At 42.8% G+C, this 14,569-nt stretch carries 19 protein-coding genes; 7 read left to right on the forward strand and 12 right to left on the reverse strand.

The genetic code is table 11. The features are described 5' to 3' along the window. Positions 1-78 precede the first annotated feature (78 nt). The 6 genes from rbsD to OCT63_RS15060 all read left to right on the forward strand — a co-directional run bounded on the left by rbsD (position 79) and on the right by OCT63_RS15060 (position 6,426). Positions 79-498, forward strand: coding sequence for a D-ribose pyranase (gene rbsD / locus OCT63_RS15035; protein WP_060469696.1), 420 nt, complete (start codon positions 79-81; stop codon positions 496-498). 100 nt (positions 499-598) lie between these two features. Continuing rightward, a complete protein-coding gene (gene rbsA / locus OCT63_RS15040) occupies positions 599-2,104 on the forward strand; it encodes a ribose ABC transporter ATP-binding protein RbsA (protein WP_060469697.1) in 1,506 nt (501 codons plus the stop codon). Beyond that, positions 2,101-3,093, forward strand: a complete 993-nt coding sequence (gene rbsC, locus OCT63_RS15045; RefSeq protein WP_046224736.1) for a ribose ABC transporter permease — start codon at positions 2,101-2,103, stop codon at positions 3,091-3,093. Before rbsA ends, rbsC begins: the two co-directional genes overlap by 4 nt. Before the next feature lie 174 nt (positions 3,094-3,267). Next, positions 3,268-4,146, forward strand: coding sequence for a ribose ABC transporter substrate-binding protein RbsB (rbsB, locus tag OCT63_RS15050; protein ID WP_161674619.1), 879 nt, complete (start codon positions 3,268-3,270; stop codon positions 4,144-4,146). Positions 4,147-4,345: 199 nt separating this feature from the next. After that, complete coding sequence (rbsK, locus tag OCT63_RS15055) at positions 4,346-5,272, forward strand: ribokinase (RefSeq protein WP_269983984.1); 927 nt, start codon at positions 4,346-4,348, stop codon at positions 5,270-5,272. A gap of 152 nt (positions 5,273-5,424) precedes the next feature. Next, complete coding sequence (locus OCT63_RS15060) at positions 5,425-6,426, forward strand: substrate-binding domain-containing protein (protein ID WP_161674615.1); 1,002 nt, start codon at positions 5,425-5,427, stop codon at positions 6,424-6,426. Positions 6,427-6,623: 197 nt separating this feature from the next. On the opposite strand, the gene OCT63_RS15065 is transcribed toward OCT63_RS15060, so the two are convergent. Then, positions 6,624-6,911 (reverse strand): hypothetical protein, encoded by a 288-nt coding sequence (locus OCT63_RS15065; protein ID WP_060469701.1) that lies wholly within the window; start codon positions 6,909-6,911, stop codon positions 6,624-6,626. Positions 6,912-7,098: 187 nt separating this feature from the next. Here OCT63_RS15065 and OCT63_RS15070 point away from each other — a divergent pair, with 187 nt between their 5' ends. Beyond that, positions 7,099-7,587 carry an Sbal_3080 family lipoprotein gene (locus OCT63_RS15070; RefSeq protein ID WP_161753853.1) on the forward strand — a complete coding sequence of 163 codons (489 nt, stop codon included), beginning with the start codon at positions 7,099-7,101 and terminating at the stop codon, positions 7,585-7,587. 85 nt (positions 7,588-7,672) lie between these two features. Here the strand turns inward: OCT63_RS15070 and OCT63_RS15075 are convergent, their stop codons facing one another. The 11 genes from OCT63_RS15075 to OCT63_RS15125 all read right to left on the reverse strand — a co-directional run bounded on the left by OCT63_RS15075 (position 7,673) and on the right by OCT63_RS15125 (position 14,553). Then, complete coding sequence (locus OCT63_RS15075; protein ID WP_060469703.1) at positions 7,673-8,014, reverse strand: SH3 domain-containing protein; 342 nt, start codon at positions 8,012-8,014, stop codon at positions 7,673-7,675. 144 nt (positions 8,015-8,158) lie between these two features. Beyond that, complete coding sequence (locus tag OCT63_RS15080) at positions 8,159-8,377, reverse strand: TIGR03643 family protein (RefSeq protein ID WP_269983992.1); 219 nt, start codon at positions 8,375-8,377, stop codon at positions 8,159-8,161. Positions 8,378-8,424: 47 nt separating this feature from the next. Then, positions 8,425-9,249 carry a hypothetical protein gene (locus OCT63_RS15085; RefSeq protein WP_237668590.1) on the reverse strand — a complete coding sequence of 275 codons (825 nt, stop codon included), beginning with the start codon at positions 9,247-9,249 and terminating at the stop codon, positions 8,425-8,427. 163 nt (positions 9,250-9,412) lie between these two features. Beyond that, complete coding sequence (locus OCT63_RS15090) at positions 9,413-9,538, reverse strand: hypothetical protein (protein ID WP_269983985.1); 126 nt, start codon at positions 9,536-9,538, stop codon at positions 9,413-9,415. Positions 9,539-9,899: 361 nt separating this feature from the next. Continuing rightward, positions 9,900-10,055, reverse strand: a complete 156-nt coding sequence (locus tag OCT63_RS15095; protein ID WP_269983986.1) for a hypothetical protein — start codon at positions 10,053-10,055, stop codon at positions 9,900-9,902. A gap of 373 nt (positions 10,056-10,428) precedes the next feature. Further along, positions 10,429-10,776 (reverse strand): hypothetical protein, encoded by a 348-nt coding sequence (locus tag OCT63_RS21520; protein WP_333482695.1) that lies wholly within the window; start codon positions 10,774-10,776, stop codon positions 10,429-10,431. Positions 10,777-11,304: 528 nt separating this feature from the next. After that, the gene (locus tag OCT63_RS15105; protein WP_269983987.1) at positions 11,305-11,766 is read right to left on the reverse strand and encodes a GNAT family N-acetyltransferase; all 462 of its coding nucleotides are present in this window, start codon (positions 11,764-11,766) and stop codon (positions 11,305-11,307) included. A gap of 148 nt (positions 11,767-11,914) precedes the next feature. Next, entirely contained in the window at positions 11,915-12,661 is a 747-nt protein-coding gene (locus OCT63_RS15110; RefSeq protein WP_269983988.1) for a hypothetical protein, read from the reverse strand. Positions 12,662-13,096: 435 nt separating this feature from the next. Beyond that, entirely contained in the window at positions 13,097-13,285 is a 189-nt protein-coding gene (locus OCT63_RS15115; protein WP_269983989.1) for a hypothetical protein, read from the reverse strand. Positions 13,286-13,341: 56 nt separating this feature from the next. Then, positions 13,342-13,920 carry a GNAT family N-acetyltransferase gene (locus OCT63_RS15120; RefSeq protein WP_269983990.1) on the reverse strand — a complete coding sequence of 193 codons (579 nt, stop codon included), beginning with the start codon at positions 13,918-13,920 and terminating at the stop codon, positions 13,342-13,344. A 366-nt stretch (positions 13,921-14,286) separates the two neighbouring features. Beyond that, complete coding sequence (locus OCT63_RS15125) at positions 14,287-14,553, reverse strand: hypothetical protein (RefSeq protein WP_269983991.1); 267 nt, start codon at positions 14,551-14,553, stop codon at positions 14,287-14,289. Between the last annotated feature and the right edge of the window lie 16 nt (positions 14,554-14,569).

The raw sequence follows: 14,569 nt of genomic DNA on the forward strand, positions 1-14,569 counted from the left end.
TCAATATCGAAACGTTTCGATGGCTTTTTCTTGAGTTGTTCTCAACCCATTAAACGTTATTTTTCGATAGGTCGTGATATGAAAAAAAGTACTCTAATTAATTCTGAACTCTCTTACTTAGTGGCGACTCTTGGCCACACAGATGAAATCACGATTTGTGACGCAGGCTTGCCGATTCCGGATCATGTAACTCGAATTGATCTTGCTTTGACTCACGGTGTGCCGAGCTTTGCTCAAACAGTGAAGACCATGCTTGATGAGTCTCAAATTGAAGGCGTTGTGATTGCAGAAGAGTTTGCGAAAGTCAGCCCAGAACATCACGCAGCGCTGATTGATCAAATCAAAACGGAAGAAGCACGTTGTGGTAAACCGCTTTCGATTACTTACATCACTCATGAAGAGTTTAAGCAGCGTACGCATGAAAGCCGCGCAGTAGTTCGCACAGGTGAATGTACACCTTACGCGAATGTGATTTTCCAAGCTGGTGTAACGTTTTAGCTCAAGCGAAACGCAACGACAGTCCAGCGTCATTGCAGAAACAGATACAATACATATACAGAACAACCAAATACAACTGGCCCCGAGTAAAGGAACCGACATGACTCAAGCCATTTTAGAACTTAGCTCAATTGAGAAGGCCTTCCCTGGTGTGAAAGCACTCGATAAGGCAAGCCTCAACGTTTACCCAGGACGCGTAATGGCGTTAATGGGTGAAAACGGTGCGGGTAAATCAACCCTAATGAAAGTGCTGACAGGTATCTATCACTTGGACGGCGGTACTATCGCCTACCAAGGAAAACCTGCCGCATTTAAAGGGCCGCGTGATTCACAGCAAGCCGGCATTAGTATCATTCACCAAGAATTGAACCTAATCCCTGAGTTAACCATCGCCGAGAACATCTTCTTGGGTCGTGAAATCACCGGCACCATGGGTCGCATCTTGTGGAACGAGATGTACCAAGCAGCGGACAAGTTACTTAAACGACTTAACGTAAAACACAGCTCGAAAACACCTTTAGGCCAGCTGAGTCTTGGTGAGCAGCAAATGGTAGAGATCGCGAAAGCCCTATCGTTTGAATCTAAGGTCATCATCATGGATGAACCGACCGATGCGCTAACCGACACCGAAACGGAATCTCTATTTAAGGTGATTAACGAACTGCGTAATGAAGGCTGTGGCATTGTTTACATTTCTCACCGTTTGAAAGAGATCTTCGAGATTTGTGACGACATCACGGTACTTCGTGACGGTAAATTTATTGGTCAATGTGAAGTAAAAGATACCGACGAAGATGGCCTGATCGAGATGATGGTTGGCCGTAAGTTAGATGAGCAATATCCGCGAATCGGACAGAGCCACGGTGAAACCTGCCTTGAAGTGATTGGCTTAACGGGGTCTGGTGTTCACGATGTGAGCTTTACTCTAAAGCGTGGTGAAATCCTTGGTGTATCTGGGCTGATGGGCGCAGGTCGAACAGAGCTAATGAAAGTGCTTTACGGTGCCCTTCCAAGTGAGCGCGGCGTTATTAACCTGGAAAACAAAACCATTAATCCCGTGAGTCCAAAAGATGGTCTTACTAATGGTATTGCTTACATCTCTGAAGACCGTAAAGGCGATGGCTTAGTGCTTGGACTTTCAGTGAAAGAGAACATGTCTCTATGTTCACTGGATCTACTGACCAAGAGTGGTCAAATTCAACACCAAGACGAAGTGATGGCGGTTGATGATTTCATCAAGCTATTCAACATCAAAACGCCTACTCGCGAGCAAATTATTGGTAACCTTTCTGGTGGTAACCAACAGAAAGTGGCTATCGCTAAAGGCTTGATGACCAAGCCAAAAGTACTGATTCTCGACGAGCCAACGCGTGGTGTCGATGTCGGTGCTAAAAAAGAGATTTACCAACTCATTAATAAATTTAAAGCCGATGGCATGAGCATTATTTTGGTCTCATCTGAAATGCCAGAAGTGTTAGGAATGAGTGACCGCATCATGGTGATGCATGAAGGCCGTGTAAGCGGTGAATTTGATGCTAAAGAAGCAAACCAAGAATTATTACTGGCGTGTGCGGTCGGTAAAAAGCTCAACGAGGATGCAGCATGAGTACTAAAACCATAAGCAAAACAACTGAAACTGAAGCGCCAAAGAAGAAACCGTTAATCAGTAAAGAGTGGCTGATTGATCAAAAGTCATTAATTGCTTTGATCTTCCTGATTGTTGTCGTTTCTTTTTTAAATCCGAATTTCTTTACTGTCGACAACATCCTAAACATTCTGCGCCAAACCTCTATCAACGCCATTATCGCAGTGGGTATGACGCTGGTTATCTTAACCGCAGGTATCGACTTGAGTGTTGGTTCTGTACTGGCACTTTGTGGTGCGTTCGCAGCCAGCATGATTGGTATGGAAATCCCAGTGATGATCGCAGTGCCAACCGCTCTAGTCGCAGGTGCTGCATTAGGTGCTATCAGTGGTGTGATTATCGCTAAAGGCAAAGTTCAGGCCTTCATCGCAACACTAGTCACCATGACTCTATTGCGCGGCGTAACCATGGTTTACACCGATGGTCGTCCTATTTCAACGGGCTTCACTGACACAGCAGATGCATTCGCTTGGTTCGGTACAGGCTACGCAATGGGCATCCCAGTTCCAGTATGGATCATGGTCGTGGTATTCGCAGCGGTTTGGTACCTACTTAACCACACTCGCTTTGGTCGCTACGTTTACGCTCTTGGTGGCAACGAATCAGCAACTCGCCTATCAGGCATCGACGTAGACAAAGTAAAAATCGGTGTTTACGCAATCTGTGGTCTGTTAGCAGCAGTGGCAGGCATCATCGTGGCATCGCGTTTGTCATCCGCTCAACCAACCGCAGGTATGGGGTATGAGCTAGACGCCATCGCAGCCGTGGTTCTAGGTGGCACAAGCTTAGCTGGCGGTCGTGGCCGCATCATGGGCACATTAATTGGTGCATTGATTATCGGCTTCCTAAACAACGCCCTAAACCTATTAGACGTATCTTCTTACTACCAGATGATTGCAAAAGCAGTGGTTATTCTTCTGGCAGTATTGGTCGACAACAAAAACAAATAAGACTCTAGTTTGAGTCAATGCAACACCCTGCTTTATCTATAGATAAATCCGTAGAAAAAGCACCTTTAATTAAAAGATCTATCAGTAATAAACCTATAAACATTAAATCTATAAATAATGTAACAACGAGCTAGGACTCGCCTCCTAGCTCACCCTACACAAAGGACTTACACCATGAAAAAATTAGCGACTCTTATTTCTGCTGCTCTTCTTTCTACAACAGTCTCTGTGTCTGCACAGGCGCAAGATACAATGGCAATCGTTCTGTCTACATTGAACAACCCATTCTTTGTAACCATGAAAGATGGCGCAGAAGCGAAAGCAGAAGAGCTAGGCTACAAGCTTATCGTTCTTGATTCTCAAAACGATCCAAGCAAAGAGCTATCGAACATTGAAGATCTAACCATTCGTGGTGTTAAGGCAATCCTGATCAACCCAACGGATTCCGACGCTGTGTCTAACGCGATTCGCATGGCTAACCGCTCAGACATCCCTGTACTAACGCTAGACCGTGGTGCAAGCCGCGGTGACGTAGTGAGCCACATTGCTTCTGATAACGTCATCGGTGGTGAAATGGCGGGTCACTACATCATGGAAAAAGTGGGCGAAAAAGCGAAAGTAATCCAACTTGAAGGTATTGCTGGTACTTCTGCAGCTCGTGAACGTGGTGAAGGCTTCATGAACGCAGTAAACGGCAGCGACCTTGAACTTCTTGCAAGCCAACCTGCTGATTTCGACCGTACTAAAGGTCTGAACGTAATGGAAAACTTGCTTGCTGCAAACCCAGACGTACAAGCTGTATTCGCTCAAAACGATGAAATGGCACTAGGTGCACTTCGCGCCGTTCAAGCTTCGGGTAAAGACGTAATGATCGTTGGCTTTGATGGCACAGAAGACGGCATCGCTGCAGTTAACCGCGGCCTACTAGGCGCAACGGTTGCACAACAGCCTGACCTAATCGGTTCTCTAGGTATCGAAATGGCAGACAAAGTACTGAAAGGCGAAACAGTAGACGAGTACGTACCAGTACCGCTAAAAATCATCGCTAAGTAATAGTTACTAGATAACGCGATATAAAGCAGGGAGTCCCGTATCTCCCTGCTCATTAACTCACTGACTCACTGACTCAAGAAAAAAACAAAAAACCGACAGTGCATCGCTGTTTCTCATACGCCGTCTAACAAGGCGAGCAATTTACGTAATGAGAAAGACCCATGCATTTTCAAATACGATATATCATAAGGCTCGTATCATGACTCAACTGATTGTTTTAGGTAGCGTTAACGCTGACCACGTACTGCAAGTTCCTTCGTTCCCTCGTCCGGGTGAAACCTTGATTGGCGGTAACTATCAGGTCATCCCTGGCGGTAAAGGCGCAAACCAAGCAGTCGCTGCTGCGCGATTAAACGCAGATATCGGCTTCATCGCCTGTGTCGGTGACGACCCATTCGGCATCAACATTCGTCAAGACTTCGCTAAAGACGGCATCAACATCGACGGTGTTATCGTGGCAGACAACACTCCAACTGGCATCGCGATGATCCAAGTATCCGCAACGGGCGAAAACAGCATTTGTCTTTCTGCAGAAGCCAATGACAAACTGACTTGCGACCAAATCGAACCACATCTAGAGAAGATTCGCGGAGCCAAGTACCTGCTGACTCAACTTGAAACCCCAATTGAAGGCATTGAGTACGCAGCGAAAACCGCAAAAGAGAGCGGTACTCGCGTGATTCTAAACCCAGCTCCTGCTCGCCCACTATCGGATACGTTACTAGCGTGTGTTGATGTGATTACACCAAATGAAACCGAAGCAGAAGTACTGACCGGTGTTACCGTAAGCGACAGCGCATCTGCTCATCAGGCGGCTTTGGCTCTGCATGCTAAAGGCATCGAGACTGTGATGATCACACTTGGCGCGAAGGGTGTGTGGGTAAGTAAAAACGGTGAAGGTGAGTTGATCGCAGGCTTCCGCGTTGAAGCAACAGACACAACTGCTGCGGGTGATACCTTCAATGGTGCATTAGTGACAGGCTTACTTGAAGACATGCCATTAGAATGCGCAATTAAGTTTGCTCACGCTGCGGCGGCAATTTCAGTGACTCGCTTTGGCGCTCAAACCTCTATTCCAAGCCGAGCAGAAACGGATGCGTTTTTATCAGAGCAATTATCGGCTTAGCTTGACACCTACTTGAAGGCTTAACTCCTGAGCTAAACCGTCGTTAACGGGTGTTAGCCTTCAAATTCGGTAACAACAAATAACAAGCATAAGCCCCTGTTTTCAGGCAGAATATCGCGCAACGTGGCAAGTTACTCCCACAAGGATTTTTTATGGCAACAATGAAAGACATCGCTCGGCTCGCAAAGGTTTCTACTTCGACCGTGAGCCATGTGATCAACAAGTCACGTTTTGTCAGCGAAGAGATAGCAGAGCGTGTTAACAGTGCGGCTAAAGAACTGAATTACGCGCCATCTGCATTGGCTCGTAGCTTGAAAATGAAGCAAACCAAAACCCTTGGGATGCTGGTGACTACCTCTACTAACCCATTCTTTGGCGAGGTAGTAAAAGGTGTCGAACGTCGTTGCTACGAAAAAGGCTACAACCTTATATTGTGTAACACCGAGGGCGACAGCGAGCGTATGAAATCATCCATCGACACTTTGCTGCAAAAGCGTGTCGATGGCTTAATGCTGATGTGTTCTACCCTTGAAGGCGAACATATCGATGTGTTTGAACGTTACCCAGAGCTGCCAGTTGTGGTTATGGACTGGGGTCCAATGTTGTTCGCCAGCGACAAGATCCAAGACAACTCTCATCAAGGCGGTTACATGGCAACCAAGCACTTGATCGATAACGGTCACTCTCAAATTGGTTGCATCACTGGCCCACTGCACCGCAATCAAGCCTCGTCTCGTTACCAAGGCTTTAAGCAAGCGATGGAAGAAGCGAGTTTAGAGATCAACCCAAATTGGATTGTTGAATCTAACTTCGAATGTGATGGTGGCTTTGATTCTTACCAAACATTAAAAGCGCGTGGTGAAATGCCATCGGCGCTATTTGTCAGTAATGACATGATGGCCATGGGCGTGATACACGCAGCAGATCAAGATGGCACATTGATCCCGAATGATTTATCAATTATTGGCTACGATGACATCCACCTGTCGAAGTACATGACACCAGCGCTAAGTACCGTCCACCAGCCAAAACACCGCTTAGGAAAAGTCGCAGTAGATACCCTTTTAAGCCGATTACAAACTCCTGACGCTTACCCACAAGTTGTGGAACTCGAACCAACATTAGTTGAACGAAGCAGCGTAAAACCAATCTAGCTCGCCTGCTACAAAGTAACAAAGCAAAGCAATAAACTCACAATGAGCTGATATGTAAGCATCCCAGCGGTCTTGAAGTTGCCTACATGAGAAAGGTGGTCATAACACAAAATGTGGTACTTAGAGACGGTTTAATGTGGGATAAATATAGCATCCAGCATTAACTATTGACCTCAAAAGTCTTGTTATGTGCATACCTAAAAGTACGTTGACAAAATATCCACTTCCATATCGAGAAAGCCAGGATAGTAGAACTTATAACCTTCCGAAACGAGGTCATTTATCAGAAAATTAAAGCGCTTTAGCGCCATACAATATGACTGCATGGCATCTACACCATAAATATACTCATCAATACCCAGTACCAGAACACTAAATTTACAACGATAGTCACCCGTTGAGTCTGGCTCGGGCAAACCCAGTTCAATAACCAAATTTAGCGCGTTATCATTAGATTTTTTCACTACATATTCGCTAACTATCATAACTATTCCTCATAGTACATAGACATAATGCCCCCACGAAAGGTACTAGCCTCCAATATCATGGGTTAGCTTAAGAAACCTTGGGCAAGTAATGGCTTTTTAATTCTAAGACGAACAAAACATTTTATGAACACCATACCATATGGTAACATTTGCTGAATATAAATAATAATTGAGAACCGTTATAATGCTTAATAAGATCGTCCTAATTTTTTCAATACTACTCATGTCTGGCTGTGCAAATAATGCCATCCTTGAACTTCAACAGCTTGATTCAACTAAAATAGAAAATAAAAGTATCCAGATCATTGATGATGGACGCACTAAAGAGTCAATTAAACATATTATTGCAGGTAAATTAGATGAGTACGGTTTCCAATATGAAGTTGTCGATATTTCTCAATCTAACTCTAGCACTACTGATAACCCAAAACTGACCTACTCTGCAAATTGGTGGTGGGATATGGCTAGTTACATGCGCTTTCTAAATGTTGAAATAAAAGACAACAAGCAAACCGTAGCACTTGTGAAAATTGACACGGTAAAATGTGGTGGATTTGACAAATTTGGTTCAGCCCAACGTCGCACAGAGATTACGCTCGATCTACTACTAAATAATTTAACTAAAGAAGAAGCAAACGAGCTAATCTGCCTTGGCGGTCAGCCAAACCAGTAATATTAGAAGGCCTCATAGAGTGAGGCCTACTTTTATTTTGATGTATAAACCCTGCGATATTGATGTATTGCTATATGACTTGAGTTTAAATACGTTGTACAGAGCGCACTGGCACCCAACCAATTTCGCATGTTGACCTCGAAACTCGATACCACTCATTGAGTTCATACAGCACTGACAGCTTTTCACCGATGACGGTATTGATCTCAACATTGTCATAGTCTTCCAGCATTACTCCTACGGAGCTACTTTCAGTCTTTTCTATATATTGAATTGGAGCCCAGCCTTGCTCGCCAGTATCATTGGTTATAAAAATCCAATTGGGAAATTCGTCATCCATTTCACCCAGCGCTACTTTATCGCCTCGCTTCAAATAAAACGGATTTGGGTATTCTGAGACATGCTGTTTAGTAGTAACTACTTCCATATTTCTTCCAAAGTATCGACGTTGCGTTGAGTAGTGAGCGGCGCCTCCAACAAAGCTAACCCATGCTGCCGGTACACTAACTCCGATTCAACCCGAAAATGCCAAGTGTTGGGAATCTGTCTTAAATGCTTGTATGGTATAAGTTTAACGATGCTTGTACTGAGTTGGGCAATAAGCTCTTGTAATATCAGAGCTTCGCAGTTTTTCGTGTTTGGTTAAGCGCCCTGAAACTCGAGAGCGCCACAATTTAAAACTGCCACTTCTCAGTTTTCTACGCATGAAGCGAATAACCTCAGCTTCATTCAAGCCGAATTGTAATTCTATAGCCTCAAACGGAGTTCTAGCTTCTGGTTCACAAAATATATAGCTTAACCTTCCAAACGGTGAGGAATCGCACTTCAAACTTGATACTAAATTTTGGGCTGTTGCTCCCTTTCTTGTTTAAGCAACTCAAGCGCAAACTCTCGCAACACACGTGCATTATCGCCATTATCTATGTCCCCACAAACATTATCTTGGTATTTGACTAAAGGGCTTGAATATATGGGGAGTATGTTTGTCTCATAACTCATTATTGTACCTGAATCACCACATCTAAATGCGCGAGCATAAGAAACAAGTTTCCCCTGATAGTCTTGTGGGGTAGCGGATTTCAAAAACAATGTTAAGTTAGGTATTGGATTGCTTTCTCGGTGTTGTGCCCACGACAAATGACCTAATTCATGCTCTAAAGCATGTATTGGTGCGCCAGATGAAATAGCAAAAAAACCACCACCAAAATATGGAGAAGCTTGTCCAGATAAACCTAATTTTTTTGCATGCCTTTCATGGAAAATCAAACCGTATAATTCGTTTGTATGTGTATCAATGAAAGTAACTCCTTTACTTTCAAGAGTTTTTCTCACAACTTTCCATGCTGAACTTAGATTATTAACTGAATTTTTCTCTAATGATATCGCTGAAATTTTGCCAATTTTTCTTCGTAAGGGAATACACGAATTTTCAAGTACCTGATTGGCGTACTTTACTGATTTATTCATGGATTTTTTCACTTCATCTAATGTAGATAATGCTAAGACTTCTTCATCTACAAAAAAATGGACATGTGTTGTAGCCACAGCGTCTAAATTACAATCGGATAGATCTAATCCCTTTGAGCTTGGTTTAGTTACGATAGCTATTATGACTACAACCAATAACGACATGACTACAATTATTCTAGCTTTTGACTTCAAAAACTTCCTCCTTAATGGGTATTTCTGAGTAAAAAACTAACGCTAAGCTAAGTAGTGAGCAACGTAATACGAAATCACCGCATAACACCTTAAACACATAAATCAACGCATACTAAAAATGCCACGCGTTGCGAATCTGCCTTAAACGCTTTGTTATAAGAAATTAGCCACGTTTTTCTGATGTTTTATCATCTTCAGATTTCTTCGACCAATCCACACCAAAACCAGTACCGTTGTCTTGCTTTGAAGGTTCTGGGCGTTGTCCTTGTTGCTTGTTGTCATTTGCCATTTGTACTTTCCAGTTAGAGTTGAGATACCATGATAAAGAATAGAGCAATTAGTGTAATTCCTGCCCCATATGAAATATTTTCATATGCTTTTTCAACATACTTTTCCTTGAGTAACATTATATTTTTGTGTACTTCGAGTAGTTGTTGATAAGAGATAATTATCGTTCTGATATTTTCTTCCTCGAAGGTACAAAGCTGTGAGGAAACATTTTGGTCAAGCCTCAAAGTAGGAAAGTCAGATATTTTTATCGACTTAAACAAATAGTGCCATGCAAGGGATAAGTTAAGGATAATCAAAAACAATAAGAAAACTATCAGACATTGCAGGCTTGTTACTGGAGGGAAAAACTTTTCAAAACCCTATCCGATTACACTCACTAGAACCCCAAGAACAACCGATATTAAGCCAAGAAATTTATTAGCTTTACTATCTAATGAATCAAAGCGTTTTAGCTCTTGAGCAAGTGCCATCTTCGCGTAATTGTAAGCTAGCTCTGTTGAAACTGAATCACCCACGAAATTATCCTATTTCTTATAACGCTAAGCTAAGTAGTGAGCAACGCAATACGAAGCCACCGCATAACACCTTAAACACATAAATCAACGCATACTAAAAATGCCACGTGTTGCGAATCTGTCTTAAGCGCTTTGTTAGTTTGCCACCACGATGAAGCCAGAGGTTTAGCGCCAAGGTGATGAATTGGTTATGAAACTACTGGCTTTAAACACAAAAGTAAAACGGGCGGCTCAGAAGTTAAACCCAACCAACAAAACGCCTTGGCTAAGAAGCGACATGCGGAATATAACCACGGTTTGAAGCGCTTTAACTGACAAAGGATTCGTTCGACTCACCTGACAACCACGTGCGACCAAGCCATTTGTTAACGAATTAGCCGCCAAGAAAAATAAAACGCACCAACGAATTAGCAACAATGTTAGAGCCAGTAAGTGACTCACTCACCGCAAACGCTTCCAATATAGTGCCACCGGAAAGTTCGTGAGATTGGAAAAGGAACAGGTGAATAGCCAGAACGCAGAACAAGGCTTTTAGACTACAAACGCTTTTCTGCCCTTTGCAAACTAACGCTAAGCTAAGTAGTGAGCAACGCAATACGAAGCCACCGCATAACACCTTAAACACATAAATCAACGCATAGTGAAAATGCCACGTGTTGCGAATCTGCCTTAAGCGCTTTGTTAGTTTGCCACCGCGATGAAGCCAGAGGTTTAGTGCCAAGGTGCTGAATTAGCTATGAAACTACTGGCTTTGAACACAAAAGTAAAACGAACAGCTTAGAATTTAAACTCAACCAACAAAACGCACTTGGCTAAGAAGCGACAGACGACAAACAACGACGGTTTGAAGCACTTTAACTGACAAAGGATTAGTTCGACCAACCTGACAACCAGATATGATCAAGCCATTTGTTAACAAATTAGCTGCCAAGAAAAAGAAAACGCACCAAAGAACTCGCAACAATGTTAGAACCAGTAAGTGGCTAACTCACCGCAAACGCTTCCAATACAGTGCCACCGGAAAGTTCGTGAGATTGAAAAACGAACAGGTGAATAGCTAGAACGTAGAACAACGCTTTTAGACCACAAACGCTTTTCTGCTCTTTGCAAACTAACGCCGCGTTAAGTAGTGAGCAACGCCACCGCTGAACCTAACCTATTGTGGTGTAAACACTAAAGCCGATTCAAACCGAAAATGCCAAGCGTTGAGAATCTGTCTTAAACGCTTTGTTATATGTAAAACTCAAAGCTAAAAGTATGCTGGTATTACTTCATTAGAAGCGACTGGTTCCTTTGTGTAGATCATGCAGTCAGAGCCCTGAATACTGACAAAACCAAGCTTCATATAGAACTGCTGTCCAATATCACTATGTAGGTACAAAGCCCTACAATGGTTCCTATCAAATAACTCAGATTTGACTAGGTTAACCAACTTTGACGCATAGCCTTGGTGCCTTAGTTCTTGAGGTGTAGCCACAGAGCCAATACCAAAAGAGCCCTCTTTAAGATCGAACATGCCGCTATAAACAATAAGAGATGATAGAACTTGATCCTTTTCAACCAATACGTACCAAGTACCCTCTAAGTATTTTTCACTGTTACGACAACCAACTAAGTACTCCTCAGAAGAAAGACCGTCACCCCATACATCGAAGCCCATTAAATAGATGAGTTCTAAATCATGAGCCTCTGCTTTTCTTAGCTTCAGCATCGTAAAAATCCTAAATTGACCAAAACATATAACGCCGCATTAAGTGGTGAACAACGCGACCACCCAACCTTAAACCTTGCCACATTCAGCACTAAAGCTGACCTAGACTGAAATTGCCAAGCGTTGAGAATCCGTCTTAAATGCTTTGTTATGTACGTTTTTTAAACGCCACATCAAAATCATTCCCATTGCGCTTAAAGCAAACATAATTAGAGAATATTGAAGTATATCCGTAATGCTCAAGCATTTTTTCAATTAGTTCGGGGGTAACTGTAGCTTGACCAAAGTTGTTCGGCGCAAGTCCCCACTCATGCCCAATAAAGCCTCTACTGTCGATATACGCCGTATGTTTTTTACCATCGAGAAAATACACCAAAATATAATTAACGTTCTCGTTGTATAAATGCCCATCAAAGAGCATTCTCGTTTTATGCGCCTGAGGTATTTTTTCAAGAAAGCTATCTTTGAACTTCCTGTCCTTACACTTGACGAATTTATTACCTACGTTGATGTAGAAATCAACATTTCGAGTGAAAAAATGCGGTTCAAAATGATCACCACCAATAGAGAGAGACGTATACTTTTCTGGTACAATCGAAAGAGACTCTCCAGATTTCAGAACCACTGGCTCTGCTGGTTTGTAAACCTCTACTTTCACATCATTTTCCACAACCGCATATATAGACCAAATTGGGACCGTTTTATCTTTGTGATTGCTAACCACCAGTTTTGTTATTTGACTATCCGTATATGCATCGCCGCTAACTTCGTAGGTAATACTGAGTCTAAACCCTATTTTCGTATGATAAAAATAAAGAGCATATGCTGACGCAACAAAGTAGATAACTGTTCTACCCTCTTGTGACAAGAAATTAAAAAGCTCTGCAATATCCAATTGACCTCCAAAGTACATAACGCTAAGCTAAGTAGTGAGCAACGTAATACGAAGTCACCGCATAACACCTTAAACACAGAAATCAACGCATACTAAAAATGCCACGCGTTGCGAATCTGCCTTAAGCGCTTTGTTAGTTTGCCACCGTGATGAAACTAGAGGTTTAGCGCCAAGGTGCTGAATTAGCAATGAAACTACTGGCTTTCAACGCAAAAGTAAAATGAGCAGCTTAGAATTTAAACCCAACCAACAAAACGCACTTGGCTAAGAAGCGACATACGACAAATGACCACGGTTTGAAGCGCTTTAACTGGCAAAGGATTCGTTCGACTAACCTGACAACCAAGTGCGACCAAGCTATTTACAAGCACCTCAGCCACCAAGACAAAGAAAACGCACCAAAGAACTAGCAACAATGTTAGAACCAGTAAGTGACTAACGCACCGCAAACGCTTCCAACATAGTGCCACCGGAAAGTTCGTGAGATTGGAAAACGGACAGGTGAATAGCTAGAACGTAGAACAACGCTTTTAGACCACAAACGCTTTTCTGCCCTTTGCAAACTAACGCTAAGTTAAGTAGTGAGCAACGTAATACGAAGCCACCGCATAACACCTTAAACACATAAATCAACGCATACTAAAAATGCCACGCGTTGCGAATCTGCCTTAAACGCTTTGTTAGCTGAGCTTTTTTAGCAACCCTTGCTTAATTTCAGACCACTCTGAATCAATAATTGAATAAACAACCGTGTCCCTTACAGAACCATCCTTTAGTATTTGATGGTTGCGTAAAATACCGTCTTGATTTGCACCTAGCCGTTCAATAGCTTTTCGAGAAGCTGTATTGCCAACATGAGTTCGAAACTCTACTGCAATTGCCTCGTACCTCTCAAATAACTGTTTGAGGAGAAGATATTTACACTCTGTATTTATCAGAGTTCCCCTAGCCGAATTTGCATACCAAGTATAACCAATCAAAGCCCGTTTATTTGAATCATCAACTCCATAATAACGAGTCGCCCCTACTATCTTATTAGTCATTCTGTCTCTCACCGCATAGGCGATATTACCTAGAAGCATCTGAGTGATTGCATCACTGACATAGCGATGCACCTTTTCTGGGCTTGGTACATTAGCGAACCATAGCTTCCAATGCTCTCCGTCTTTAACTGCCTCAATCAATGCCGGAACATGATCTAAAGTAAGAGGTTCAAGAGCAACATATTGACCTTCAATTAAGCTTTTTTCTATCCACATAAGCCTCAATTTCCTTTTGCCTGCTAACGCTAAGCTAAGTGGCTAACAAACCTGCCGCCTTACCCAATTTGGACACCTTAAACACGCAACTGAACCAAACCAAAAATGCCGAGCGTTTGTTAGTCCGTCTTAAGCGCTTTGTTAGTTTGCCACCACGATAAAGCCAGAGGCTTAGCGCCAAGATGCTGAATTAATTATGAAACTACTGGCTTTCGACGCAAAAGTAAAACGGGCAGCTCAGAATTTAAATACAACCAACAAAACGCACTTGGCAAAGAAGCGACATACGACAAATGACTACGATTTGAAGCGCTTTTAACTGGCAAAGGATTCGTTCGACTAACCTGACAACCAAGTGCGACCAAGCTATTTGTTAGCGAATGAGCCGCCAAGAAAAAGAAAACGCACCAAAGAACTAGCAACAATGTTAGAACCAGTAAGTGACTCACTCGCCGCAAACGCTTCCAACATAGTGCCACCGGAAAGTTCGTGAGATAGAAAGACGAACAGGTGAATAGCTAGAACGTAGAACAACGCTCTTAGACCACAAACATTTTTCTGCCCTTTGCAAACTAACGCTAAGCTAAGTAGTGAGCAACGCAATACGAAGCCACCGTAACACCTTAAACACATAAATCAACGCATACTA

Origin of the sequence: Vibrio sp. RW (assembly GCF_027587105.1) — a bacterium.
Lineage (GTDB): Bacteria > Pseudomonadota > Gammaproteobacteria > Enterobacterales > Vibrionaceae > Vibrio > Vibrio toranzoniae.

What these genes read in the sequence shown, in the direction of transcription:
- OCT63_RS15120 (WP_269983990.1), bottom strand. Translation starts at nt 13,920, where the DNA reads ATGTGGATAGAAAAAAGCTTAATTGAAGGTCAATATGTTGCTCTTGAA.
- OCT63_RS15075 (WP_060469703.1), bottom strand. Translation starts at nt 8,014, where the DNA reads ATGGAAGTAGTTACTACTAAACAGCATGTCTCAGAATACCCAAATCCG.
- rbsC (WP_046224736.1), top strand. Translation starts at nt 2,101, where the DNA reads ATGAGTACTAAAACCATAAGCAAAACAACTGAAACTGAAGCGCCAAAG.
- rbsK (WP_269983984.1), top strand. Translation starts at nt 4,346, where the DNA reads ATGACTCAACTGATTGTTTTAGGTAGCGTTAACGCTGACCACGTACTG.
- OCT63_RS15070 (WP_161753853.1), top strand. Translation starts at nt 7,099, where the DNA reads ATGCTTAATAAGATCGTCCTAATTTTTTCAATACTACTCATGTCTGGC.
- OCT63_RS15065 (WP_060469701.1), bottom strand. Translation starts at nt 6,911, where the DNA reads ATGATAGTTAGCGAATATGTAGTGAAAAAATCTAATGATAACGCGCTA.
- rbsA (WP_060469697.1), top strand. Translation starts at nt 599, where the DNA reads ATGACTCAAGCCATTTTAGAACTTAGCTCAATTGAGAAGGCCTTCCCT.
- OCT63_RS15125 (WP_269983991.1), bottom strand. Translation starts at nt 14,553, where the DNA reads ATGTGTTTAAGGTGTTACGGTGGCTTCGTATTGCGTTGCTCACTACTT.
- OCT63_RS15105 (WP_269983987.1), bottom strand. Translation starts at nt 11,766, where the DNA reads ATGCTGAAGCTAAGAAAAGCAGAGGCTCATGATTTAGAACTCATCTAT.
- OCT63_RS15090 (WP_269983985.1), bottom strand. Translation starts at nt 9,538, where the DNA reads ATGGCAAATGACAACAAGCAACAAGGACAACGCCCAGAACCTTCAAAG.
- OCT63_RS15060 (WP_161674615.1), top strand. Translation starts at nt 5,425, where the DNA reads ATGGCAACAATGAAAGACATCGCTCGGCTCGCAAAGGTTTCTACTTCG.
- rbsB (WP_161674619.1), top strand. Translation starts at nt 3,268, where the DNA reads ATGAAAAAATTAGCGACTCTTATTTCTGCTGCTCTTCTTTCTACAACA.
- rbsD (WP_060469696.1), top strand. Translation starts at nt 79, where the DNA reads ATGAAAAAAAGTACTCTAATTAATTCTGAACTCTCTTACTTAGTGGCG.